Genomic DNA, 23,632 nt, shown 5'->3' on the forward strand with positions numbered 1-23,632 from the left:
CTTGCTCACGTGGCCAAGAGGCTAAGGCGCCGCATTGTCGATGCGGTTATCGCGGGTTCGAGTCCCGTCGTGAGCGCGCACCGGATGCGAGGGGCATGGTGACCCCACCTGACCTGGGATCAGGAGGCACAGCGTTCGACTCGCTGGCATCCGACGACGGCAGGCCTCCGGGCCTGCCGCAACCGCAGGTCGCTAGCTCAGCTGGCTAGAGCGGCCGACTCTTAATCGGCAGGTACGGGGTTCGAGTCCCCGGCGACCTACTGCATCGGCGCGGGCCGCTAGCTCAACTGCGTAGAGCGGTCGCCTTTTAAGCGACGGGTTCGGGGTTCGAGTCCCCGGCGGCCCACACCAGCTCGCGACCGGCTGTAGCGTGGTTCCGGAACGACTCGGGACGGAGGCGCGGACACAGATGAGCGAGACCGATCCGCACATCCACGTCGAACGGAAGGTGCTGGAGGCCGGTCCCACCGCCCGCAACCTGATCTCGTCGATGCTGGGCCGCGCGATCGACGCACCGAGTGTTGTCACCACCGGTTGCGGGCTCCAGGTGCCGTACGCGATGACCTCTCCCCGCCCGGAAAGCGTCACCTGCCTCGCCTGCCGGGAACACGCTCACCGCGAGTACGTGCGCTTTGCCGACCAGTTCGAGCGGATGGGCCCGATGCCGGACATGAGCATCACCGGTGGCCAGATCGCTGAGGCCGTGGCACGGCTCCGGGACATGGCGAAGAGGTTCTCCGGGTAGTGCGGTGACCACTGAGGTGACGCGGTCAGGCATCTCCGACGATCCGGCGTAGCGCGGCGACGTGGCCTTGGTAGGCCGATCGCCCGGATTCGGTGAGGTGAAGCCAAGTCCGCTGCCGGGTGTCCCGGACGGCGCGACGCTGCGCCACGTAGCCCGCATCGGCGAGCATCGAGATGTGCTTGCTGAGAGCGGACTTGCTGAGGCCGAGAACGGACAGCAGTGTGCCGAACTCGATCTCGCGCACGGGTTCGAGGGCGGCGCAGATCCGCAACCTGGCCGGTGCGTGGATCAGGTGGTCGAACCCGTCCTCGGCCGCCGCTGTGGTGTCTTCGGCGCTGTGGGCAGGACTCATCGGCGCGCGGCCCGAGCGCTCAGCAGCAGTCCGGTCCCGGCGAACAACAGGAACACCAGCGCCGCGGCCGCGAAGGGCGACCATGAGGCGTACCGCGCCACGAACGCGTTCGCCAGCAACACGACAGCGACGGGCCCGTACAGCGCGACCACTTCCCGCCACCGCATCGCGCTGCGCGTCCAGTACTCGCAGACACCCCTCGCCCGGCTCGCCGCCCACGCCAGCCCGACCAACACCCCCGCGGTCACCGCCACCGCCGCCAATGCCCACCCTTTGGGCAACAGCAAAGCGACCGACAACACCCCCAACCCCGCTCCCGTCAGGAGCCAGTACCACGCCGGATAGCCGGCCCACGCCACGCGTGCCCGGCTGCTTCTCGTCGCCGCCAGCGCCGCTGACGCCTCGGCCGCACTGATCGAACCCTCTGTTTCCATGACGGCAACTCTAGAGTTTCCGGTGTGGAAACACAAGCTGTGACCCCGCCCTTGTGGTCCAACGGATACGACGCCGGCGTCCGAAGCCGGGAACGCAGGTTCGACTCCTGCCGGGGGCACTCCGCCGCTGACCAGCGGCAACGTCCTGTAGCTCAACGGCAGAGCACCCACGTGACGTGTGGGAGGAGCGGTTCGACTCCGCCGGGACGACGGTGACCGAAGCCGAAGGAAACGAGGCCCCGGACTGTGAATCCGGGCATTAGCCAGTGCAAGTCTGGTCGGTCGCCCCAAAACGCGCGCGGCTCGGCAGCCAGCCGGGAATCATGATCCTGGCCGACGTGGGTCGGCACCACGGCGCGCGACCAGCTCTGCTCCGCTATGGAGGTAGCTGTCGCGCCGGTTGGCGGGCGGATGCCGCGATCGTCCTGGCCCAGGAGCACCTTGAGCTGCCCAAAGGCGCATTGGCGCAGCTCGGGCGGTGTGAGACGCTCGGCGGGTGCCGAGTGACTTCATCATCAAGACCGGCGACATGATCAAGATCACGATCCCGCCGCCGGTCCTCGTGCCCGCCATCCAGGCGCCGGTGCCGCTCACCGGCACGAGCACCGACGTGCAGGTCAACAACCAGTTCGTGTGCCTGCAGGGCGACGAGCTGCCGACCTCGCTGCGCGGGCCGCTGCCCTACACCGCGCCCCCGTTCGTCACCCCGGGCACCGGCACCCTGAAACTGACGCTCAGCCCCGCCAACCTCACGGTGCAGTCGTCCAACGGCAAGAAGATCATCATCAAGGGCCAGATGTTCACGGCCACCTTCACCGTCCAGTCCCCGGCCATGCAACCCACCCCTGGCGGCCCGGTGCCCGACCCGGTCGCGGTCAAACCGGGAACGGCCCAGTTCATCACCACCAACGCGACGGTCTACGCGGGCTGAGCCCCCGATCAGGTGTCGAGGCCGAGCACGAGCTGGGGCCGCGGGATGGTGTGGTCGTCGCGGATCGGGCGGACGGCGGTGCCGATGGCGAAGAACTCGGTGGTGTGGCCGCCCCAGGTGTGGTTGTGCTGGGACAGGTCCACGCCGACGATCCCCTCGGCGTGCAGCGCCTCGGCCTCCTTCTGCATCCGCTCCATGGCCAGTTCCCTTGCGTCGTAGAGGGCCTGGGTGAACTGGGGCAGCTCGGTGTTACGGCCCACATTGGACACGACGTTGCCCAGCGTGCGGTGCGCGACGTGGTAGACGCAGGTGCCCATCACCATCCCGACCGGCATGTACCCGGTCTGCAGCAACGTCCAGAAGTCCTGGCCGGACAGGTCCGAGGTGAACGGCTTGTCCCGGTTGTTGCGCCAATTCCCGCCGTTCTCGGACTTCACCGCGGTGCCGATGGCGATGAACTCCGCGATGTCCGAGCCCCACTCCTTGAGCTCGACACTGAGCCGGACCGCCACGATGCCGTCCGCGCCGAGCACGTCCGCCTCGGCCTCCATCCGGTTCATCGCCAGCTCCCGGGCGTGATACATGGCCTGGGACAAGCGGTCCAGCTCCTGGTTGCGGCTCCACCGCCGGAACTGGACGCCCACGTGGTAGATCGACGTGCCCAGCACCAGGCCCAGCGGCCGGAACCCGGCCTGGCGCACCAGCAGGAACTCGTTCACCGACAGGTCCGAGGTGAAGATCGACCCCGGGGTGCCCGGCTTCAGCTCGTTGAGCCGTTTGATCGCGTCGGCCGGGATGCCCAGCTCGGTCTCGTCCATCGGCGTTTCCTCCCAGTACAAGCAAGCCGGTACAAGCAAGTGGGTTCAGTGCAGCCGCATGATCCGCAGCGGTGCCGGGGCCGTGCCGGTGGCGAACCGGCTGATCGCGGTGCCGGTCAGGATCGCCTCGGCGAGCATGTCGGTTCTGCCCTCGCCGGCGGAGCTACAGGGCTGCTCCCACATGCGCAACGTGGAGTCGCGGATCACCACACCGTCGGCCCCGTACCGGGCGCAGTCGGCCCGCAGCGTCCGGCGCGCGGCCATCCGGGCCGTGGCGACCAGTTTGGTCCGGCCGCTGAACTCGGTGTTGCTCCAGGACAGTCGCTGCATCTCGGTGCGATAATCGTCGTGCCGGACCATCATTCCGACGCCCAGCACGAGTCCACAAGGGACCCAGCCGGCGATCATCAGCTTCGCGAAGTCCTGTCCGGTCAGGTCGGACAGGAACGGCCGGTCGGCGCGGACCGGGCCGGCCGCGCGCACGGCTGTGCCGATCGCCCGCAACTGCGTGCCACCGGCCGGAAACGGCGTGGCGGTCAACGTCACCGCGACCACTCCGTCACCGCCGAGAGCGACACATTCCTCACGCATGCGGTCGATCGCGAGCGTCCGTGACTCCTCGAGTGCTTCGCGCAGGAGCCGGACCTCGTTGACCGTGGCCTCGTTGATGGTCGCGCCGTGCAGCGTCGGAAGCCCGTAGCCGGACTCGTCGCCCACGTCGACCCCGTCCAGGTGAGCGATGTTGACGAACCAGCCGCGAAAACCGCAGTCCCATGACCTGGCGTACGCCGTGTGGTAGACGCAGCTGCCCATCACCTGGCCGACCGGCGTGAACCCGACCGACGTGATGGCGTGGTACTCGTCGACCGAAACGGCCGACGTAAAGGCGGCCATTACGGCATTTCCGGCGAGGTGAGGCGCTGCAACAGTTGTGCCGCAGCGGCGTTGGACCGCGCGTACTCGGCGAGCGCGGCGGCCATCCGGCCGGCCCACACGTCCATGCCCACGGTCTCGGTGCGCAGCACGACACCGCCGGATTCGTGCCGGATCCGCGCTGTCACCGGTCTGCCCACATCGTCCCGTTCCAGCGTGAACTGGTGGTCGCCGAGCCGCACGGTGACCGCGAGTACGGGTGCGTCGGCCTTGACCCGCCCGAACAATCCGGACTTCCGTTCCACCTGGACCATCTCGCCCGGCAGGCTCGCCGACAGGGTGTTGATCAGGAAGCCCGCGTACGTCGACAGGTCGCTGGTGTCGGCGCGCAGGCTCGCCGCGAGCACCTCGAGATCCCAGGCCGGCACGAGCATCACCCTCCCCTGGCCGAACTATAGCCCTGCCGGGGACCACTGGATCAAGCAATCTCGTTTGACTGCCCAGGAGTCGGCGGACAGTGTGGTGCGGTGCCTGATGAGCCACCCGAGCGGGTTTTTGCGGCATTTGGGATTTCTGCCGGTTCTTTGGTCTGGTTGCCCGGTGGGGCCGGGACCTGTTGGCAGGCCGGCGGAGTGGTCCTCAAACCCGGCCGGCGCCCTGCTGTGGCCTCGTGGCTGGCCGAGGTGTTCGCGGGCTTGGGAGGCGAGGGGTTCCGGGCGTCTCGGCCGGTGCGTGCCGCGGACGGCGGGTGGGTCGTCGATGGGTGGACGGCGTGGACCGCGGTCGAGGGCGAACCCGCGCCGCTCGACCGATGGCCGGAGCTTGTCGCGGCGAGCCGGGCGTTCCATGCCGCGATCGCCGACATCCCGGCGCCGGACTGGATCGGGCGTGGCCGCAACCGATGGGCCGTCGCCGAACGGTTCGCTTGGGACGGCGAGCGCGTGGAGGTGGCCCCGGAACTGGCTGATCTGGTGGACTCCCTGCGGGCCTCGGCCCGTCCGGTGCGCCTGCCCGCTCAGCTCGTCCACGGCGATATCGCGGGCAATGTCCTGTTCGCGCCGGGGAAACCGCCTGCGGTGATCGACTTTTCGCCGACCCGCCGTCCGGCTGGGTACGCGCTCGCTGTCGCCGCGGTGGACCTGCTGACCTGGTCCGCGGCTCCGCCTGACATTCTGGACGAACTGTCCGATGAGGATGACATCGATCAGTTGTTGTTGCGGGCGTTGGTATGGCGGTTGGTCACGGAGTCACTCGGGCGGTCCGATGCAGACAGTCTGCTTGAGGTTCGCCGGGCCACTGAGCCGGTAGTGGATCTGGTGCTGTCCCGGATGTCCGGCCGAGCCCCGGCTCGCGGACCCGACCTCGCCGCGGTGACCGGTCGCTTGCTCGGCTGCGAGATCACCGGGCTGCGACCGGTTCCCGGCGGACACAGCAGATCGCTGACCCGCCTGGCTGATCGTGCCGACGGTGGCGCGGTGTTCATCAAGGCAGGCGGCCACACCGCGGCTGTCGAGCTCGCGGTGTACGAAGCCTTGCGCGGCAGGACCTTCGTGCCACGGTTGTTGGCGTCCACTCAGGACTCGGTGCTGGTGCTGGAGGCCTTGCCGCGGGACGGATGGGTCCGCGACTGGACCCCTCAGCTCGTCGCGGCGACCCGCGCGCTCCTGCACGAGGTCCACGCATTGCCCGCGCCACAAGGCATTCCGAGGCTGGGTGCGGTGTCGAACCCGTGGGATGTCATCGCCGCCGACCGGGCCCGGCTGCTGCGGATGGGCGTGTGTTCGGACCGTTGGCTGGGCGACCACCTCGACACCCTGCATGAGGCCGCGGCCCAAGCGCCCACTGAGGGGGACAGTCTGATCCACCGGGATGTGCGCGCGGCAAACCTTTGGTGCCAAGGAGATCGGCTCGTGCTGGCGGATTGGGCGTCGGCCGCGATCGGCGATCCCTGGCTGGATCTCCATCTCTGGCTGGTCGCCCTGCACGCCGAAGGCGGTCCTGCGCCCGAGGCGGGCCAGGGGCGGCACGCCATCGCGCATGCAGCGCTGATCGCCGGTCAGCAGCCCCTGATCACGCCGGCACGGGACGCCGACCCGGCCCTGTTCGAGCAACGCCGCCGTCGCCTCACGGTCGCCCTGTCATGGGCGGCTCGCCTCCTGGAACTCCCTGTCCCCCAAGGCAGGTCACCGGATGCGTAGTCGCCGCATGAGTTTCAGCCCGGACAGCATGCTCTCGACGTACTTGTCGTACTTCTGACCGGGGCGCGGGCCCATGACCTGCTTCTTGAGCACGGCCATGTTCTTGGCGTCGGTGTACTTGAGCAGACCCTGGTCGCCGTGGCGGGCGCCGACCCCCGAGTTCTTCAGGCCGCCGGACGGCGTCGCCTTGGCGGCATAGGCGGTTGCCAGGATGTCGTTGATGTTGACGTTGCCGGACTCGATCCGCGCGGCCACAGCGCGGGCGGCGTCGACGTTGCCGCCCCACACGGAGGCGTTGAGGCCGTAGTCGGTGTCGTTGGCCAGCGCGACAGCCTCGTCGACGGTGCTGTACTTGTGCAGCGCCACAACGGGTCCGAACGTTTCGGTGACGCCGCAGACCATGTCCTTGGTGACGTTCTCGAGGATCGTCGGCTCGAAGAACGCCGGGCCGAGGTCGGGCCGGGGCCTGCCGCCGGTCAGCACGGTGGCGCCCTTGTCGACGGCATCGTCCACATGCGACTTGACGCGGCGCATGTGGTCCACCGACACCAGCGAGCCCATCTCCGGGCCGAAATCGTAGGCGGCGCGGACATCGAGCGCCTCCGCCTTGGCCACGAACGCGTTCCTGAACTCGTCGTACCGGGACTCCGGCAGGTAGATCCGTTCGATGTGCATGCAGATCTGACCGGTGTTGCCGAACGCGCCGAAGATCGCGCCGGACACCGTCTCGGCCATGTCGGCGTCGTCCAGCACGATCATCGGGTTCTTGCCGCCGAGCTCGAGGCAGCAGCCGATCAGGTTGCGGCCGGCCCGTTCGCCGATCACCTTGCCGGTCGCGGTGGAGCCGGTGAACATCACGTAGTCGGCCTGGTCGATGAGCGTCGGGCCGACGTCCGGGCCCTCACCGCAGACCACCTGAAACAGGCCCTTCGGCAGGCCCGCCTCCTCCAGCAACCGCACGCCGTACAACGGGGAGAGCGCTGTCTTGTTGTCCGGCTTGAGAACGACCGCGTTGCCCGCGATCAGAGCCGGTACGGCGTCGGAAATGCCGGTGGCGAACGGGAAGTTCCACGGCGCGATGATGCCGACGACACCCTTGGGCTGCCGGATCTCGGTCGAGGTGGTCAGCAACGGCACCGGCCCGCCGCGGGTGGCGGGCGCGAGCAGCTTGGCGGCGCGTTTGAGGTAGTAGCCCATCACCATCGGCGGGTCGCAGGTCTCCTCGATCGCCATCCGCCGGTTCTTGCCGCTCTCGACCTGGATGAGGTCGGCGACGGTCCGCGCGTTGTCGATGAACAGCGTGTGCGCCCGCTTGAACACCGCCAGCCGCTGCTTCAACGGTGTGGCGGCCCACTTCCGCTGCGCCTCACGGGCGACGGCGAACGCCTGTTCGATGTCGTCCGGGGACGACTGCGGCAGCTCGACGACCGTGTCGCCGGTGTAGACCTCGGTGAGCTTCCAGGTCGCGCCCGTGGAGCCGGGCACCCGGGCGACCAGCCGCTGGACGAACGCGTCGGTCACCGACGGGGGACGGGTGAGCGCGAGCGGAGTGACGGTCATGAGTTTTCCGCCTCCGAGAGAACGAGCTGTGCGCCCATCTCGCCGATCATGATGGCGGGCGCGTTGGTGTTGCCGCCGGTGATCGACGGCATGATCGAGGCGTCGCAGACCCGCAGCCGGTCGACGCCGCGGACCTTGAGGTCGGGGCTGACGACCGCGAGCTCGTCGACGCCCATCCGGCAGGTGCCGACGCCGTGGTAGACCGAGGTCGCGCGGTTGAGGATCGCGTCCCGCAGCTCCTGGCCCTTCAGCCCGGTGCCGGGGTGGATCTCCTCCTTGACCGAGCCGTTGAACGCTTTCCCCGCGAAGATCTCGCGCACCATCTCCGAGCCCTCGGCGAGTACCTCCAGGTCGGCCGGGTCGGCCAGGTACTGGAAGTCGATCAGCGGGGCGGTCGTGGGGTCGGCCGAGGCGAGTCGTAACGTGCCGCGGCTCTTCGGGTAGATCAGCGTGGCCAGCACGGTGAGCGCGGGGCGCTTGTCGACGTCGTGGCGGATCGGCGCGTCCTGGTTGGGCGACACGTACGCCCAGGGCAGCAGGTGCAGCTGGAGGTCGGGGATGTCGCGGGCTTGGGAGGTCCTGAGGAACGCGACCGCCTCGAAGACCGAGTTCGCCAGGAAGGTCGTGCCGGGCCGGAGCAGCTCCTTGGCCAGGCCGCGCGCGTAGTACGGGGCGGTTCCCTTGTTCCGGCTGGACGTCACGTGGAAGGTCAGCGCGTGGAACATGTGGTCGTGCAGGTTGTCGCCGACCGGCAGGTCCGCGAGCACGTCGATGCCGTGTTCCTTGAGGTGCTCGGCGTGGCCGACACCGGACAGCATGAGCAGCTGCGCGGATCCGATGAACCCGGCGGAGAGGATGACCTCCTTGCCGGCGCGGATCGTGCGCTGGGTGCCGTCGGCGTCGATGACCTCGACCCCGGTCGCGCGGCCGTTCTCGATTCGCACCTTCTTGACCAGCACCCTGGACTGCAGCTGCAGCGTCGCGGGCGCCAGGTCGTGGATGTAGCCGCGGGAGGCGCTGTAGCGCAGGCCGCCGGCAGCGTTCTGCTGCATCCGGCTGACCCCCTCCTGCGACTCGCCGTTGTAGTCGTCGAGGATCTTGCAGCCGATCGTGTCCGCGGTGGCCTGGACGAACTGGAGCGCCCCCTCCTGCGGGTTCGTGCCGCGGGTGACCCGGATCGGGCCGCCCGTGCCGCGGAAGGCGTTCTCGCCGTCCTCGAAGTCCTCCATCCGCTTGTAGGCGGCGTTCACGCTGTCGGCGTCCCAGCCCACGTTGCCCTCGGCGGCCCACGAGTCGTAGTTGGCGCGGTTGCCGCGCACGTAGACCATGCCGTTGATAGAACTCGATCCACCTACCACCTTGCCGCGCGGAACCGGCATCCGGCGGTCCAGGAGGTGCTTCTGCGGCACCGAGTAGTAGCCCCAGTCGAACAGCTTCTTGAGCTCGGGCACGGCGTGCATCGGGCCGACCAGCCCGGGCTTGCGGACCAGCAGTTTCTCGTCCGTCTTGCCCGCTTCCAGCACGATCACACTCGCGCCGGACTGCGCCAGCCGGCCCGCGATCGCGGCCCCCGAGCTCCCCGACCCGACCACCACATAGTCGGCCTCGTCACCGCGCGGCGCCCGCTTCGCCATGTCCGCTCCTCGTCCGGCCCACCCAAAACTATAACCTGTTCTACTTCCGGTCAACGGTATGCGTTCGTGGCGGGTTGCGCAATGAGATCGCGGGGTGCGCTCCCCGCCGGTCACCTGACTCGACCCACCCAGGTCCGCCTCACTCCGACCAGCCGCGGTCCGGGGGCCTGCGCCGAGGTGGGCAGCAGCTACACCGTGTTCACCTCACTGGCGGGCTTGGTCGCGGAGGTGGGCGGGGGAGCCGCAGTTGAGGGTGAGCTGGCGGTGTTGTTCGGTGGTGAAGGCGCGGCCGAGGGCGGTGCGGTCCGAAGTGGACAGGGTATGGCGGAGGTCGTTGAGCAGGGTTCGTTCCTCGGTGCGGATGTGGGTATCCACAAGGGTTTCGACGTGGATGAGGGCTTCGTCGACGGTGTCCGCGTCGAACAGGGGGAGCAGGGCGTCGGCGAAGCTGTCCGAGGGGCGGACGATGCGGGAGGTCGCGATGGTGTGCGAGGTCAGCACGGCGGAGAGTTCGGCGATGAGGGACTCGCGGTCGGATGAGGTGTTCCGCAGGTCGCGCAGCAACTGTTCGATCCGGCGGTGGTCATCGAGCATGACGTCCACGATGTCCGTCCCAGGTGGACGCGGTGTCTCGGCGGGGCGCATCCACCCGAAGGTCAGCTGAACCGCCTGCCGCCACTGGGCATACTCGGTGTCGCGCCGCGTCGGGGACATCGCGGGCAGCCACTGCCCGGCGCGATGCCAGTTGCGCCGCAGGCCTTCCAGGTCGGGCCAGTAGCCGACCGACAAGCCCGCCGCGTAGGCAGCGCCCAACGACACGGTCTCGGCCACCATCGGCCGCACCACGGGAACGTCCAGCACGTCCGCGACGAACTGCATCAGCAGGTTGTCCGCGGTCATCCCGCCGTCGACCTTCAAAGTGGACAGTGCCAGCCCGGAGTCGGCGTTCATCGCGTCGACCACCTCCCGGGTCTGCCAGCCGGTCGCCTCCAGCACAGCGCGGGCGAGATGTCCTTTGGTGATGTACGAAGTGAGCCCGGCGATCACGCCCCGGGCCTCACTGTGCCAGTGTGGCGCGAAAAGGCCGGAGAACGCGGGCACGATGTAGCAACCACCGTTGTCCGACACGGTTCGCGCCAGCGTCTCGATCTCCGGCGCGCTGCTGATCAACTCCAAGCCGTCCCGGAACCACTGCACCAGCGACCCGGTGACGGCGATCGAACCCTCCAAAGCGTACACAGCGGGCTCGTCGCCGATCTTGAACCCGACCGTCGTCAACATCCCGTGCTTGGAGAGAACCGGCGTATCCCCGGTGTTGAGCAACAGGAAACTGCCGGTCCCGTAAGTGCACTTGGCCTCACCGGGCGCGAAACAGGTCTGCCCGAACAAGGCCGCCTGCTGGTCGCCGAGCGCGGCCGCGATCCGGATCCCCGGCACCACTTGGGTTGTCGTGCCGTAGACCTCTGTGGACGAACGGATCTCCGGCAGCATCGCCCTTGGCACGTCGAAGAACTCGAGCAGCTCTGGATCCCAGGACAGGGTCCGCAGGTTCATCAGCATGGTCCGGCTGGCGTTGGTCACGTCCGTCACGTGCAGGCCGCCGGTGAGGTTCCAGATCAGCCAGCTCTCGATCGTTCCGAAAAGGACATCACCACGCTCCGCGCGCTCCCGCAGGCCGGGAGTGTTGTCGAACAGCCAACGGATCCGCGGCGCCGAGAAGTACGTGGCCATCGGCAACCCGCACAGCTCCCGGACGCGCGCGGCCCCGGGTTCGCGTTCGAGCTGTTCCACCATCCGGTCGGTCCTGGTGTCCTGCCAGACGATCGCGCGGCCGACCGGGACGCCGGTGTGTTTGTCCCACACCACAGTCGTCTCACGCTGGTTCGCGATGCCCAGTCCCACGATCTGGTCTGGCGTCGCACCTGCCTGTGCGAGCGCCTGCGGCACGATCTTGGCCAGGTTGCGCCAGATCTCCATCGCGTCGTGCTCGACCCAGCCCGGCCGCGGGAAGTGCTGCTGGTGTTCGCGCTGCACCACCGACACCAGCCGCCCGCGCGCGTCGAACAGGATGCACCGGGTGGAGGTGGTGCCCTGGTCGATCGACATGACGTAACGCTGAACCATCATCACCACCGGGAAGCGCCGAGGTCACGGGACACGGCCCGCGCGGCATCCCGCACGTAGCCGACGAGTTTCGCGCTGGGAGCGCCGTCTGGGTCGCAGACGCGTTCCACCGCACCGGAAATCCCCATCGCGCCCACGACGATGCCGCCCTGCCCCCGGATCGGCACGGCGATCCCGGCCTCGCCGGTGATCATCTCGCCGCGTTCGCTCGCGAAGCCCGCTTCACGCACCTTCGCCAGGGTGCGTTTGACGGCCGTCGGTGAGACGAGGGTCCGCCGGGTGTAGGCCTCCAGCTCACCGTCGCGTAACGATGCCACGAGTCCGGTGTCGTAGGCCAGCAGGACTTTTCCCAGCGCGGTCGCGTGCAACGGCAGCAACGTGCCGACGTCGAGGGTCTGCAGCGAGTCGTCGGGCCGGAACACGTGGTGCACGACCAGCACCCGGCCCTCCAGCGGGGCGCCGATCCGCACCGCCTCACCGCTGCGCGCGGCCAGCGCGTCCGCCCAGTTGATCGCCCGCGACCGCAGCTCGTTCACGTCGAGGTAGCTCGTGCCCAGGTGCAGCAGGGCGGCGCCGAGCTGGTACTTGCCGGTGTCGCGGTCCTGTTCGACGAACCCGACGCCCTGCAGCGTCCGCAGGATTCCGTGCGCTGTGCCCTTGGCGAGCTCCAGCGCGTCGGCGATCTCGCCGACCCCGAGGCGGCCGGAGCCGCGGGCCAGCAGACGCAGGATCGCGGCCGCGCGCTCGATGGACTGAATGGGACCTGGCACGGCCGGACGGTAACCCGACCGGCCCCGATTCGACAATGTCGAACACCCTTCCGGGACCGTTCGACAATGCCGACCGCACCACGTTGACCGAGCACCAGGGCGATTTTAACGTCAGCGGGCCAGGGGAGCCGGGTGTCCTTTGTGGAGGAATGCAATGGTGCGAAACCTCAAGGCCCACGGGCTCGGCGGCGAGATGGCCGCCGAGTTCGTGGGGACGCTGATCCTGATCTTGTTCGGCTGTGGTGTGGTGGCGCAGGTGGTCGCCGCCGGGATCGGTGACCACGACAGCATCGCCTGGGCGTGGGGTCTCGGCGTCACGCTGGGTATCTATGTCGCCTCCCGGGTCAGCGGCGCCCACCTCAACCCCGCGGTGACCATCGCGCTGGCGGTGTTCAAGGGCTTCTCGTGGCGCAAGGTGGCGCCGTACGCCCTGGCCCAGACGGCCGGCGCGTTCCTCGCCGCGCTGCTGGTCCGGTGGAACTACACCGAGGTCCTCAACGCCAAGGACCCGGGGTTGACGATCAAGACCCAGGGGGTGTTCTCCACCCTTCCGGGTAACGGAACGCTTCCGGTGAGTGACTGGGGCGCCTTCCGCGACCAGATCATCGGCACCGCGATCCTGGTGCTGGTCGTGCTGGCCATCACCGACCTGCGCAACACCGCGCCGCTGGCCAACATGGCCCCGCTCGTGGTCGGGCTCGCCGTGGTCGCGATCGGGATGTCCTGGGGTACCGACGCCGGCTACGCGATCAACCCGGCCCGTGACTTCGGCCCGCGGCTGGCGTCCTGGCTGACCGGGTACGACACGGCGTTCACCGACCAGTACGGCTTCCCGTACTGGTGGATCCCGATCGTGGCTCCGGTGGTCGGCGGCCTGATCGGGGCCGGGATCTACAAGGTGTTCATCGAGCGGTTCCTGCCCGAGGACGCCCCCGAGCCCGCGCCCGCCGCCCAGCAGGACCTCCAGCCCGCCGCCTGAGCCCCAAGGAGCCATCCATGCCTGACTTCGTCGCAGCCGTCGACCAGGGCACCACCAGCACCCGCTTCATGATCTTCGACCATGGCGGCAACGAGATCGCCCGCCACCAGCTCGAGCACGAGCAGATCCTGCCCAAGCCGGGCTGGGTCGAGCACAACCCGACCGAGATCTGGGAACGCACCCGCGCGGTCATCGGCTCCACTTTGGACAAGACCAGCCTGACCGCGAGCGATATCGCCGCCCTGGGCATCACCAACCAGCGCGAGACCACGGTCGTGTGGAACCGAAAGACCGGCCGTCCGTACTGCAATGCGATCGTCTGGCAGGACACGCGGACCGACCGGATCGCCGCCGCGCTGGAACGCGAGGGCAAGGGCGACGTGATCCGCCGCAAGGCCGGCCTGCCCCCGGCGACGTACTTCTCCGGCGGGAAGCTGCAGTGGATCCTGGAGAACGTCGAGGGTGTGCGCGCGGACGCCGAGAAGGGCGACGCCCTGTTCGGCACCACGGACACCTGGCTGCTGTGGAACCTGACCGGCGGGGTGGACGGCGGCCTGCACGTCACCGACCCGACCAACGCCAGCCGGACCATGCTGATGGACCTGGAAACGCTGAAGTGGGACGAGGAGCTGCTGTCCTTCTTCGACGTTCCGGTGAGCATGCTGCCGCGGATCAGGCCGTCGTCCGGGTTCTTCGGTACCACAACGGAACTCGGTGGCGAGGTCGCGGTCACCGGTGACCTCGGCGACCAGCAGGCGGCCACGGTCGGCCAGGTCTGCTTCCGGCCCGGCGAGGCCAAGAACACCTACGGCACAGGGAACTTCCTGCTGCTCAACACCGGGCACGAGCTGGTCAGGTCGAAGCACGGCCTGCTCACCACGCTGTGCTACCAGTTCGGCGACGACAAGCCGGTCTACGCGCTGGAAGGGTCGATCGCGGTCACCGGGTCGGCCGTGCAGTGGCTGCGCGACCAGCTCGGCATCATCAGCGGTGCGGCGCAGAGCGAAACGCTGGCCGCGCAGGTGTCCGACAACGGCGGGATCTATTTCGTGCCAGCGTTCTCCGGGCTTTTCGCGCCGTACTGGCGTTCGGACGCCCGCGGCGCGATCGTCGGGCTGACCCGCGCGACCACCAACGCGCACGTCGCCCGGGCCACCCTGGAGGCGATCTGCTACCAGAGCCGCGATGTCGTTGAGGCCATGCAGAACGACTCCGGTGTCACGCTCGATGTGTTGCGTGTGGACGGTGGCGTGACCGCGAACCAGCTGTGCATGCAGATGCAGGCGGACGTGCTCGGCGTGCCGGTGTCCAAGCCGGTCGTCGCGGAGACCACCGCACTGGGCGCCGCCTATGCCGCCGGTCTGGCGGTGGGCTTCTGGAAGTCCACCGACGAGCTCGAGCAGAACTGGAACGAAGACCGCCGCTGGCAGCCGGAGTGGACCGACGAGCAGCGGGCCAAGGGCTATGCGGGCTGGCAGAAAGCCGTCGGCCGCACGCTCGACTGGGTCGACGTGAACTGAGAGAGGAACCACAGTGCCTTCCGTACCCCTGTCCCCGCGGTATCGCGCGGATGCGTTGCGGGACTTGAAGAACGTCGATGTGCTGGTCGTCGGTGGCGGTGTGACCGGCGCCGGGATCGCGCTCGACGCGGCCTCTCGCGGGTTGTCCGTCGCGCTGGTCGAGGCGCGTGACTTCGCCGCCGGGACGTCGAGCCGGTCCAGCAAACTGATCCACGGTGGCCTGCGCTACCTGGAGCAGCTCGACTTCAAGCTGGTGCGGGAGGCGCTGCGGGAACGCGGGCTGCTGCTGACCAAGCTGGCTCCCCACCTGGTCCGCCCGGTGAGGTTCCTGGTGCCGCTGCGGCACCGGGTGTGGGAGCGCGGCTACATCGGTGCCGGGGTGATGCTCTACGACACCCTCGGCGGGGCCCGGGCATTGCCCCGGCACCGGCATCTCAGCCGCCGCCGCGCGTTCGAAGTGGCGCCAGGTCTGGCCGACGACGCCTTGATCGGCGCGATCCAGTACTACGACGGGCAAGTGGACGACGCCCGGCACACCATGATGATCGCGCGAACGGCCGCCGAGCACGGCGCCGCGGTCCTCACCCGCACGCGGATGACCTCGCTTTTGCGTGACGGCCACAAGGTTGTGGGCGCTCGTGTGCTGGATCTGGAGAGCGGTAACGAAATCGAGGTGCACGCCAAGGTCGTGATCTCCGCGACCGGGGTGTGGAGCGACGACGTCTCCAAGGCCGCCGGGATCCCGGCGCCGTTCACCGTCCGGGCGTCCAAGGGCATCCACCTGGTGGTGCCCAAGGAAAAGATCGACCTCGACACCGGGTTGATCCTGCGGACGGAGAAGTCCGTGCTGTTCGTGATCCCATGGGCCCGGCACTGGATCGTCGGCACCACCGACACCGAATGGGACCTCGACCGCGACCACCCGGCGGCAAGCAAGGCCGATGTGGACTATGTGCTCGACCACGTGAACGCCGTGCTGCGTAAGCCGATCACGCACGACGACATCGAAGGCGTGTACGCGGGTCTGCGGCCCTTGCTGGCGGCGAAAGCGGCTCAGACCACCAAACTGTCCCGCGAACACGCGGTGGCCAATCCCGTGCCAGGCTTGGTGATCGTGGCTGGAGGCAAGTACACCACCTACCGGGTCATGGCCGCGGACGCCGTCGATGTCGCCGTGGGCAACACAGCTCCGCCATCACGGACCGACCAGCTCCCGCTCGTCGGCGCGGACGGCTACCACGATGTCGACGCCTTGGCCCTGGCCAAGGCCTCCGGCCTGACCCTGGACCGGATCGATCACCTGCTGCACCGGTACGGCACGGCCATCCACGACCTGCTGGCCCTCATCCGAGAGGACTCCACGCTCGGCGAACCGATCCCCGGCGCCAGCGAGTACCTGCGGGCCGAGGTCGCCTACGCCGTGACGCACGAGGGAGCGTTGCACCTCGAGGATGTGCTCACCCGCCGGACCCGGATCTCCATTGAGGAACGGGATCGAGGCGTGACCGCCGCCCCCGAGGCAGCCGCGATCATGGCCCCGCTCCTGGAGTGGGACGACCACACGCGACAGTCCGAAGTGGACACTTACCTCGCCCGGGTGAAGGCCGAACGCTCCGCCCAGGAACAACCCGACGACCTCACCGCCAACGCCACCCGCCTCAGCGCCCTCACCATGACCCCGTAGCCCCCGCCAGTCCCCGTGGATCGGCCGAATGGACCGGGCCACTTCGGCCGGACGGTTGACGAGGTGTGACCCCGTTCGTTAGGAAAAAACGGGGTTACGCACGTTAGCCGTGCGCATCCGACCGGACTTGGGGGCTGGGGATGGCTGTCGTCACGCGCGTTCTTACGGGTTTTCTGTCGCTGTCGTTGGTCGTCGCGGGGGTGAACACGGCGGCCGCGCAGACGGCGCCACCGGGTCCGAACCTGGTGGTGTCCGCGCAGGACTCCGTGGTCGAGGTACCGCGGCAGGTGGTGCCGTCGAGACCGGGCGCCACGGGAACGGGTCTGCCACAGGCGGCCGCCGCCAAGGTGGTCTGGCCCGCGGCCGGTTCTGCCGGGGTGGATGTCCCGAAAGACCAGGGACAGGCCCGGGTCGGCGCCACCGTCGTCACCATCACGCAGCCGCGCGCGAAGGCCGCGGTGGCGTCGCATGTGGATGTCACCGCGTTCGACAACCAGGCCGCGCGGCGGCTTGGCGGTCAGGGCACGGCGTTCCGGCTGTCCCCGGACCGCCCCGGCGGCACGGTCGGCGTCCGGGTGGATGTGTCCGGGTTCGCCAACGCGTTCGGCGGCGACTTCGAATCGCGTTTGAGGCTGGTCGCCAAACCCGCATGTGCCCTGGACACGCCCGCTGATGCCAAGTGCGCCACCGGTCGTCCCGTGCAGACCCGGGTTGACCTGGCAAAGCACGCGTTGACGGCGGATGTGCCTGCGGACAACGGCACGGTCTACGTGGTCGCGGCCGCCCCTAACGGTGACACGGGGTCGTTCACGGCCACGAAACTGGCGTCGTCCAGCCGGTGGTCGGTGAACCTGCAGTCCGGCGACTTCTCGTGGAGCACCCCGATGCCCAAGGTGCCCGCGATCGCCGGCACCGCACCGGATCTGAACCTCGGCTACTCGTCGCAGGCGGTGGACGGGCTGACCGCGTCGGAGAACGCGCAGCCGTCGTGGACCGGCCTGGGCTGGGAGCTGGCGACGCCGTTCATCGAGCGCCGGTACAACGGCTGCGTCGACGACGGTGGCGACACCGCCGACCTGTGCTGGGCCGGCGACGAGCTGATGCTGTCGCTGGAGGGCACGTCGTCCGAGCTGGTCAAGGACAAGGCCGCGGGCGGCGACATGTGGCGCGCCAAGCAGGACCCGGGCTGGCGGGTCGAACGCCGCCGGGACGCGCCCGGCAACGGCGACAACGACAACGAGTACTGGATCGTCACCAACCCGCAGGGCACCCGCTACACGTTCGGCCTTGGTGCGCAACCGAAGACGGGCACCAAGACCAACTCGGTGTTCACCGTGCCGGTGTTCGGCGACGACGACGGCGAGCCCTGTCACCAGTCGAACGTCGAGAACTCCTGGTGCGACCAGGCCTGGCGGTGGAACCTCGACTCCGTCGTCGACGTGCACGGCAACTCGACCACGTACTTCTACGACCAGGAGACCAACAAGTACGCCCGCAACGGGCAGGCCGACAAGTCCACCCAGTACGTCCGCGGCGGGCACGTCCGGGACATCGTGTACTCGCAGCGCGCGGGTTCGGAGGACGTCACCGCCCCGGCGCGCCTGCACTTCACCCGCGAGCCGCGCTGCACCGAGGCCAACGGCGGGTCCGGCGGGGCCTGTCCGAAGATGGACGCCGACCACGCGTCCTCGTACCCGGACGTGCCGCTGGACCAGCTGTGCACCGACCGGTGCACTGGTGACGAACAGAAGTCGCCGACGTTCTTCACCGGCGACCTGCTGCGCTCGGTGAGCGCCCAGCGGGCCTCCGGATCGTCCTATGTGGACGTCGATCGGGTCGGGTTCACCTACTCGTTCCCGAAACCGTCCGACGGCACCTCCGCGTCGTTGTGGCTGGAGCGGTTCCAGCAGACCGGCGCGGGCGGCGACGGCGAGGCATCGCTGCCGTCGGTGGAGTTCGCCGGGCAGGAACTGGCCAACCGGGTCGACTTCGACACCTCGGCGGGCGTGCCGGAGCTGAAGAAGCTGCGGATCACCACCGCGACCGACGAACTCGGCCGCCGCGTCGACGTGGACTACCGCCAGCAACACCCGTGCTCGCGGGACAACTTCCCCGAAGGCAAGGCGGACAGCAACACCCAGGACTGCTTCCCGGCCTGGCGGACCAACGGCGACAGCTCCGGGTTCGGCTGGTGGCAGAAGTACCTGGTGTCCAAGGTGACCGTCGTCGACCGCGCCGGTGGCTCGCCGTCGCAGGTGACCGACTACCGGTACAACGGCGATCCCGCGTGGCACTACGACGACGATGACGTCACCCCGACCAAGCGCAAGACCTGGAGCGACTGGCGCGGTTACGGCACGGTCGACGTTGCGAAGCCGGTCGCCGGGCGGACCTCGGAGCTGACCCGCAGCTTGTTCTTCCGCGGTATGGACGGCGACCGCACGGCCGGTGGTGGCACCAAGTCAGTGTCCGTTGTGGACTCTGCGGGCACGTCGCTCAAGGACACCGCGTGGCTGCGGGGAAAGACCAGAGAGACCCAGCAGTTCGCGTTGGACGGCGCCGGAAACCCGACCTTCGAGCTCGGCGGCGAGCTGCACGCCTACACCTCCGCGCACACCACACCGCTGGACCCGGGCAAGACCAACCCGGACGACGACGCCAACCTCGTCGTGGAGAACTCCGGGCTGACCCGGCTGACCGTGATCGCCGATCCGGGCGGTCAGCGGTCCACCCGGACCACCAAGCTGGACACCACGTACGACACCTACGGCCAAGCCACCGCGGTCGTGGACAGCGCGGTCGGCGGGGACACCCGGTGCACCAAGACGTCCTACGCCCGCGACGGCGCGACGCTCGACCGGTGGATCCTGACCCTGCCGAACCGGGTCCGCACGTACGCGGGCGACTGCGCCGCGCCGACCTCGTTGATCAGCGGCAAGGACACCTTCTACGACGGCGCCACCACGCTCGGCGCACCGATCACGAAGGGCGACCCGACCAAGGTCGTCGACGCCGTCACGGCTTCCGCGGCGGACACCGTCGCCGACACGGTCACCACGTCGGCCGGGTTCGACGCCTACGGCAGGACCATCACCGAGACCGACGGCAACGGCAACACCGCGACCACGACGTACGCCCCGGCGACCGGTGTTCCGTCGACCGTCACCGAGACCAACGCGTTGGGCCACGCCGAGGTCACCACGCTGGACCCGGACCGTCAGCAACCGGTGAGCGTCCGCGACGCGAACGGCGCCACCACCACCGTGACGTATGACCCGCTGGGCCGGACCGCGTCGGTCCGCACGCCCGAGCAGGCGCCGAACGACCCACCGGCCAAGGTGTTCGAGTACTTCCTGGACCCCGCGCACGCCAAGGCGCCCAAGGTCACCACCAAGGAGCTGCAGTCCGGTTCGACGTACGTCACCACGTGGTCCTTCCTGGACTCGCTCGGCCGGGACCGGCAGACGCAGGAGGTCTCGCCCGCGTCGACCACCGCGGCACCGAAGACCATCGTCACCGAAACCCGCTACGACGACGCGGGGCACATCGCCGCGACGTCGCTGCCGGTCGTGGCGGCGGGTGCGGCGGGCAGCGACCTGCTGGCCGTGCCGGGTGACTCGGTCGTCGAGACCCGCAACACCTACGACGAGCTCGGCCGCACGGTCAAGGCCGCACATGTGGCCAAGGGCAAGGAACTCTGGGCCGCGACCACGTCGTACTTCGGTGACCACATCCGGCAGACGCCACCGCCGGGCGGAGCGGTCACTACACAGTGGACAGACCTGCGCGACCGGTTGGTACGCCGGGAGGAAGGCGCCGGGGCGGACCTCGTCGCCACCACGTACACCTACACGCCCGCCGGTGAGATCGCCACGATCACCGACCCCGGCCAGCACAAGACGTCCTACACCTACGACCTGCTCAAGCGGCGCATCGAGACCACCGACCCGGACGCGGGCAAGTCGCGGGTCAAGTACGACGCCAACGGCAACCAGACCGCGTCCTGGGACGCCAAGGCAACGGGCACGACACCGACGTTGTCCACCGACTACGACAAGCTCGACCGGCCGGTGACCCGGTGGGCAGGCGCGTCCGGCACCGGCACCAAGATCGCGACCTGGACCTACGACCAGTCCACCGTGCCGAACGGCATCGGCCGGCTGGCGAGCCAGACCACGATCTCCGGTGGGAAGAACTACACCCAGGCCAACCTCGGCTACGACCCGCGCGGCCGCGTGACCGGCCGGGCGTGGACGTTCCCCGGCGGTCTCGGTGGTCTGCTGAAGGACACGACCTACACGGTCAACTACGCCTACGACAGCGCCGATCACGAGATTTCACTGTCCTATAAGGACGGTGTGATCGGTGCGCCGCCGGAGACGATCACCACCGGCTACGACACGCTGGGCAACGCCACCTCGCTCGGCGGCGCGGTGACCGATCCGCTCACCGGCAACGTGACGAACCTGTCGTACATCCAGGCCACCGGGTACGCCGCCGACGGCAAGATCGCCTCCCGTGACTACGCCAACCCGATCTCGCCGCTGCGCCGGGTCTACGCGTACGAACCGGACACCCAGCGCCTGTCCCAGCTGCAGACGCTGGCGAAGGATCCGCTGTCCGGCGACATGCACGCCAAGCAGGACGACACCTACCACTGGGACCCGGCAGGCAATACGACGTCCATTGTGGACAATACGTTGTCCGACCCGGTCGCGACCTGCTACACCTACGACGGCCTGGCCCGCTTGGGACACGCGTGGACCACCAAGCGAACCGACTGCGGCGACAAGGACTCGACCACGACCGCGGACGGGCCGGCCGGGTTCAACCAGGGCTGGACCTACTCGGCGGACGGGAACATCACCTCGTCGCGGTCGTTCAACCAGACCACCAAGTACTCGTACAACGACAAAGCACACCCGCACGCCGCGACCACCGTCGGCAGCCAGTCGTTCCAGTACGACGCGAACGGCGCCTTGGCCGCGAAACCGGCGCTGCTGCCGGTCGGTGGCGAGCAGTTCGACTGGGACGCCGCGCACCAGCTCGTGTCGCACACCGCGAACCTGATCGAGAAGACCGGGTTCGTGTACGCGCCGGACGGCACCCGGATGGCGCGGATCGACCCGCTGGGCAACGCGACCCTGTACATCGACGGCCAGGAGATCAACGCCCTGCTCGGCGTGCTGCCGACCGGTACCCGGTTCTACGACGAGGCCGGGGTGACCGTGGCGGTCCGGCTCGGGACCGGCCTGGGCCTGCTGACCTGGCAGTTCAACGACACCCAGGGTTCGGCGCAGATCACCTTCGCGGCGGGTACCGCGATTCCGCTGCGGACGTACTACAACCCGTACGGCGAGATCCGGCCGCTGTCCGCGCCACCGCTCACCGACCACGGCTTCCTGGGTAAACCCAAGGATCCGACAACCGGGTTGAACGTCCTGGGCGCTCGGTACTACGACGCTGACGTCGGCCGGTTCATCTCGACCGACCCGGCGAACGACGCGACCTCGGCGCAGACCGCGAACGCGTACTCGTACGGCGCCAACAACCCGGTCATGTTCACCGACCCGCAGGGCCTGTGGAGCCTGTCGGGCGCGTGGAACTGGGTGAAGGACAAGGCGTCCAAGGCGGTTGACTGGGTCGACGAGCACAAGGGCCTGATCGCCAACGTCGCTGTCGGCATCGGCGTGGCCATCGCGGTCGGCGCGGTGTGCAGCACGGGTGTCGGATGCGTGATCCTCGCCGGTGCGGCTGCGGGTGCCGCGGGTGCCGCCGCCGGGTACGGCGTGGACGTCGCCGAAGGCAAGCAGCAGTTCTCGTGGGGCGGGCTGGCCACCAACGTCGGTATCGGGGCCGTGACGGGCGCCGCTGGTGCCGGTATCGGTGCCGCCGCAGGTGCGGGTCTGCGTGCTCTCGGCGAGACCGCGGTTGGCCAGGCGGTGAAGGCGGGGGCGAGCGCCGCCACACAGACGGTCAAGGCCGCTGCCAGCAAGGTTGGTTCGGCGGTCAGCAACACCGTCCGGGCCGGGGCCGGCAAGGTCGCGTCCGCCGCGGGCAAGGTCGCCTCTACGGTCAAGTCGGCCGTGTCCAAGGCCCGGCCGGCCACCAAACAGCCGATGGGCGGCAACGGGCGGGTGCTCGCCGACGCCGAGGGCGCGACCGCCAAGGAGATCGCGATGAGCACCGGCGGGCCGACCGGCGGCTCCCGGGCGGGCCAGGGCGCGGTCCGTGACCAACTGCTCGCCGAAGCCGACGACGCTGGTGGCACGTACACCTGCTGGCGGTGCGGGCAGACCACGCAGAACCCGGCCAACATGCACCTCGGCCACCGCAACGTGCCCACGTCGAGAGGTGGCAACCTGTCACCACAGAACGTATGCCTGGAAGGTGCGGCCTGTAACCTGAGCGCGGGCAACCGGGGAGCCCCGCTGCCCGGCCGGTCGTGCGCGGACAGAGGGAGTTGTGGTGCCCCATACGGACGAAACGACTAGCGGTGGCACGGTCCGCCTGCTGGCGGGCACGGCGCCGTCGGGCCGTCCGGTCTTCGAGAACGTGCCCGCGGACCGGACGGCGCCGGACGAGTGGACGCTGACCGCGTCGCCTGGGATGGCGATGGGGGCCGCGGCGGGGGACGTCGTCCGGGTCCGCCCCGACGGTCGGTTCGACGTGCTGACCCGCGCGGGCAACATCGCGGTGCACGCCGCCGGCCCGACCTCCGCCACCGGCCAGTTCGACCGCCTGGTCCAGGCGGTCGAGCGGCTCGGCGGCCGCCTCGACGGCCGCGGCTACACCAAGGACAACACCTCGTCGATGGCCGTGTTCACGATCCCCTACGCCGCCGGGTTCGAGGCCGTCGAGGCCGCTTTCAACGACTATGCGGCCACCGTCCCCGGCGGCGAGTGGTACTACGTGAACGTCTACGACCCCGCCGACGACACCACGCCGCTCAACTGGTGGCAGTAGACCGTGTGTGTCGGGCCTGGGCGTCCTCGCACCAGGCCCGAACC

Annotated in this window: 17 protein-coding genes and 6 tRNA genes; 14 read left to right on the forward strand and 9 right to left on the reverse strand. The window is 69.1% G+C overall.

What is annotated here, in order from left to right:
• The first annotated feature begins 3 nt into the window (after positions 1-3).
• The 4 genes from AB0J95_RS43345 to AB0J95_RS43360 all read left to right on the forward strand — a co-directional run bounded on the left by AB0J95_RS43345 (position 4) and on the right by AB0J95_RS43360 (position 745).
• Positions 4-76: transfer RNA gene (locus AB0J95_RS43345), tRNA-Asp, on the forward strand.
• A 110-nt stretch (positions 77-186) separates the two neighbouring features.
• Positions 187-260, forward strand: a tRNA-Lys gene (locus AB0J95_RS43350).
• Positions 261-272: 12 nt separating this feature from the next.
• Positions 273-346 (forward strand) — tRNA-Lys (locus AB0J95_RS43355).
• 63 nt (positions 347-409) lie between these two features.
• The gene (locus AB0J95_RS43360) at positions 410-745 is read left to right on the forward strand and encodes a hypothetical protein (RefSeq protein WP_364771391.1); all 336 of its coding nucleotides are present in this window, start codon (positions 410-412) and stop codon (positions 743-745) included.
• Between the two features lie 25 nt (positions 746-770).
• Here the strand turns inward: AB0J95_RS43360 and AB0J95_RS43365 are convergent, their stop codons facing one another.
• Together AB0J95_RS43365 and AB0J95_RS43370 are read right to left on the reverse strand one after the other, a co-directional pair.
• Positions 771-1,097 carry a transcriptional regulator gene (locus AB0J95_RS43365; protein WP_364771393.1) on the reverse strand — a complete coding sequence of 109 codons (327 nt, stop codon included), beginning with the start codon at positions 1,095-1,097 and terminating at the stop codon, positions 771-773.
• On the reverse strand, positions 1,094-1,531 hold the full coding sequence (locus tag AB0J95_RS43370) for a hypothetical protein (protein WP_364771395.1): 438 nt from the start codon (positions 1,529-1,531) through the stop codon (positions 1,094-1,096). Before AB0J95_RS43370 ends, AB0J95_RS43365 begins: the two co-directional genes overlap by 4 nt.
• Positions 1,532-1,578: 47 nt before the next feature.
• Between AB0J95_RS43370 and AB0J95_RS43375 the strand changes: the two genes are divergently transcribed.
• From AB0J95_RS43375 to AB0J95_RS43390, 4 genes are all read left to right on the forward strand, one after another.
• Positions 1,579-1,650 (forward strand) — tRNA-Arg (locus tag AB0J95_RS43375).
• 22 nt (positions 1,651-1,672) lie between these two features.
• Positions 1,673-1,741 (forward strand) — tRNA-Val (locus AB0J95_RS43380).
• Positions 1,742-1,743: 2 nt separating this feature from the next.
• Positions 1,744-1,821 (forward strand) — tRNA-His (locus AB0J95_RS43385).
• Between the two features lie 206 nt (positions 1,822-2,027).
• A complete protein-coding gene (locus AB0J95_RS43390; RefSeq protein ID WP_364771397.1) occupies positions 2,028-2,462 on the forward strand; it encodes a hypothetical protein in 435 nt (144 codons plus the stop codon).
• Between the two features lie 8 nt (positions 2,463-2,470).
• On the opposite strand, the gene AB0J95_RS43395 is transcribed toward AB0J95_RS43390, so the two are convergent.
• From AB0J95_RS43395 to AB0J95_RS43405, 3 genes are read right to left on the reverse strand one after another with little or no spacing between them, the layout of a single operon-like run.
• Positions 2,471-3,280, reverse strand: coding sequence for a heavy metal-binding domain-containing protein (locus tag AB0J95_RS43395; RefSeq protein WP_364771399.1), 810 nt, complete (start codon positions 3,278-3,280; stop codon positions 2,471-2,473).
• A 45-nt stretch (positions 3,281-3,325) separates the two neighbouring features.
• Complete coding sequence (locus AB0J95_RS43400; protein WP_364771401.1) at positions 3,326-4,174, reverse strand: heavy metal-binding domain-containing protein; 849 nt, start codon at positions 4,172-4,174, stop codon at positions 3,326-3,328.
• Positions 4,174-4,581, reverse strand: coding sequence for a hypothetical protein (locus AB0J95_RS43405; protein ID WP_364771403.1), 408 nt, complete (start codon positions 4,579-4,581; stop codon positions 4,174-4,176). The genes AB0J95_RS43400 and AB0J95_RS43405 overlap by 1 nt, the downstream gene beginning before the upstream one ends.
• 204 nt (positions 4,582-4,785) lie before the next feature.
• Between AB0J95_RS43405 and AB0J95_RS43410 the strand changes: the two genes are divergently transcribed.
• Positions 4,786-6,351: a hypothetical protein gene (locus AB0J95_RS43410; RefSeq protein ID WP_364771405.1), complete on the forward strand. Its 1,566-nt coding sequence runs from the start codon at positions 4,786-4,788 to the stop codon at positions 6,349-6,351.
• Here AB0J95_RS43410 and AB0J95_RS43415 read toward each other — a convergent pair.
• From AB0J95_RS43415 to AB0J95_RS43430, 4 genes are all read right to left on the reverse strand, one after another.
• Positions 6,337-7,911: a succinic semialdehyde dehydrogenase gene (locus AB0J95_RS43415; protein WP_364771407.1), complete on the reverse strand. Its 1,575-nt coding sequence runs from the start codon at positions 7,909-7,911 to the stop codon at positions 6,337-6,339. The genes AB0J95_RS43410 and AB0J95_RS43415 overlap by 15 nt on opposite strands.
• The gene (locus AB0J95_RS43420; RefSeq protein ID WP_364771409.1) at positions 7,908-9,545 is read right to left on the reverse strand and encodes a GMC family oxidoreductase N-terminal domain-containing protein; all 1,638 of its coding nucleotides are present in this window, start codon (positions 9,543-9,545) and stop codon (positions 7,908-7,910) included. Before AB0J95_RS43420 ends, AB0J95_RS43415 begins: the two co-directional genes overlap by 4 nt.
• Before the next feature lie 204 nt (positions 9,546-9,749).
• Complete coding sequence (glpK, locus tag AB0J95_RS43425) at positions 9,750-11,669, reverse strand: glycerol kinase GlpK (RefSeq protein WP_364771411.1); 1,920 nt, start codon at positions 11,667-11,669, stop codon at positions 9,750-9,752.
• Positions 11,670-11,671: 2 nt separating this feature from the next.
• Positions 11,672-12,439, reverse strand: coding sequence for an IclR family transcriptional regulator (locus AB0J95_RS43430; protein ID WP_364771412.1), 768 nt, complete (start codon positions 12,437-12,439; stop codon positions 11,672-11,674).
• A 154-nt stretch (positions 12,440-12,593) separates the two neighbouring features.
• Here AB0J95_RS43430 and AB0J95_RS43435 point away from each other — a divergent pair, with 154 nt between their 5' ends.
• The 5 genes from AB0J95_RS43435 (at position 12,594) to AB0J95_RS43455 (ending at position 23,588) form a co-directional block, all read left to right on the forward strand.
• Complete coding sequence (locus AB0J95_RS43435) at positions 12,594-13,418, forward strand: MIP/aquaporin family protein (RefSeq protein WP_364771414.1); 825 nt, start codon at positions 12,594-12,596, stop codon at positions 13,416-13,418.
• 17 nt (positions 13,419-13,435) lie between these two features.
• A complete protein-coding gene (glpK, locus tag AB0J95_RS43440; protein ID WP_364771416.1) occupies positions 13,436-14,938 on the forward strand; it encodes a glycerol kinase GlpK in 1,503 nt (500 codons plus the stop codon).
• 13 nt (positions 14,939-14,951) lie between these two features.
• Positions 14,952-16,622 carry a glycerol-3-phosphate dehydrogenase gene (gene glpD, locus AB0J95_RS43445; RefSeq protein WP_364771418.1) on the forward strand — a complete coding sequence of 557 codons (1,671 nt, stop codon included), beginning with the start codon at positions 14,952-14,954 and terminating at the stop codon, positions 16,620-16,622.
• A 140-nt stretch (positions 16,623-16,762) separates the two neighbouring features.
• Positions 16,763-23,116, forward strand: coding sequence for an RHS repeat-associated core domain-containing protein (locus AB0J95_RS43450; protein ID WP_364771420.1), 6,354 nt, complete (start codon positions 16,763-16,765; stop codon positions 23,114-23,116).
• The gene (locus AB0J95_RS43455) at positions 23,091-23,588 is read left to right on the forward strand and encodes a DUF4265 domain-containing protein (RefSeq protein WP_364771422.1); all 498 of its coding nucleotides are present in this window, start codon (positions 23,091-23,093) and stop codon (positions 23,586-23,588) included. Before AB0J95_RS43450 ends, AB0J95_RS43455 begins: the two co-directional genes overlap by 26 nt.
• Positions 23,589-23,632: the final 44 nt, after the last annotated feature.

This window comes from Actinocrispum sp. NPDC049592 (assembly GCF_040675465.1).
Lineage (GTDB): Bacteria > Actinomycetota > Actinomycetes > Mycobacteriales > Pseudonocardiaceae > Kibdelosporangium.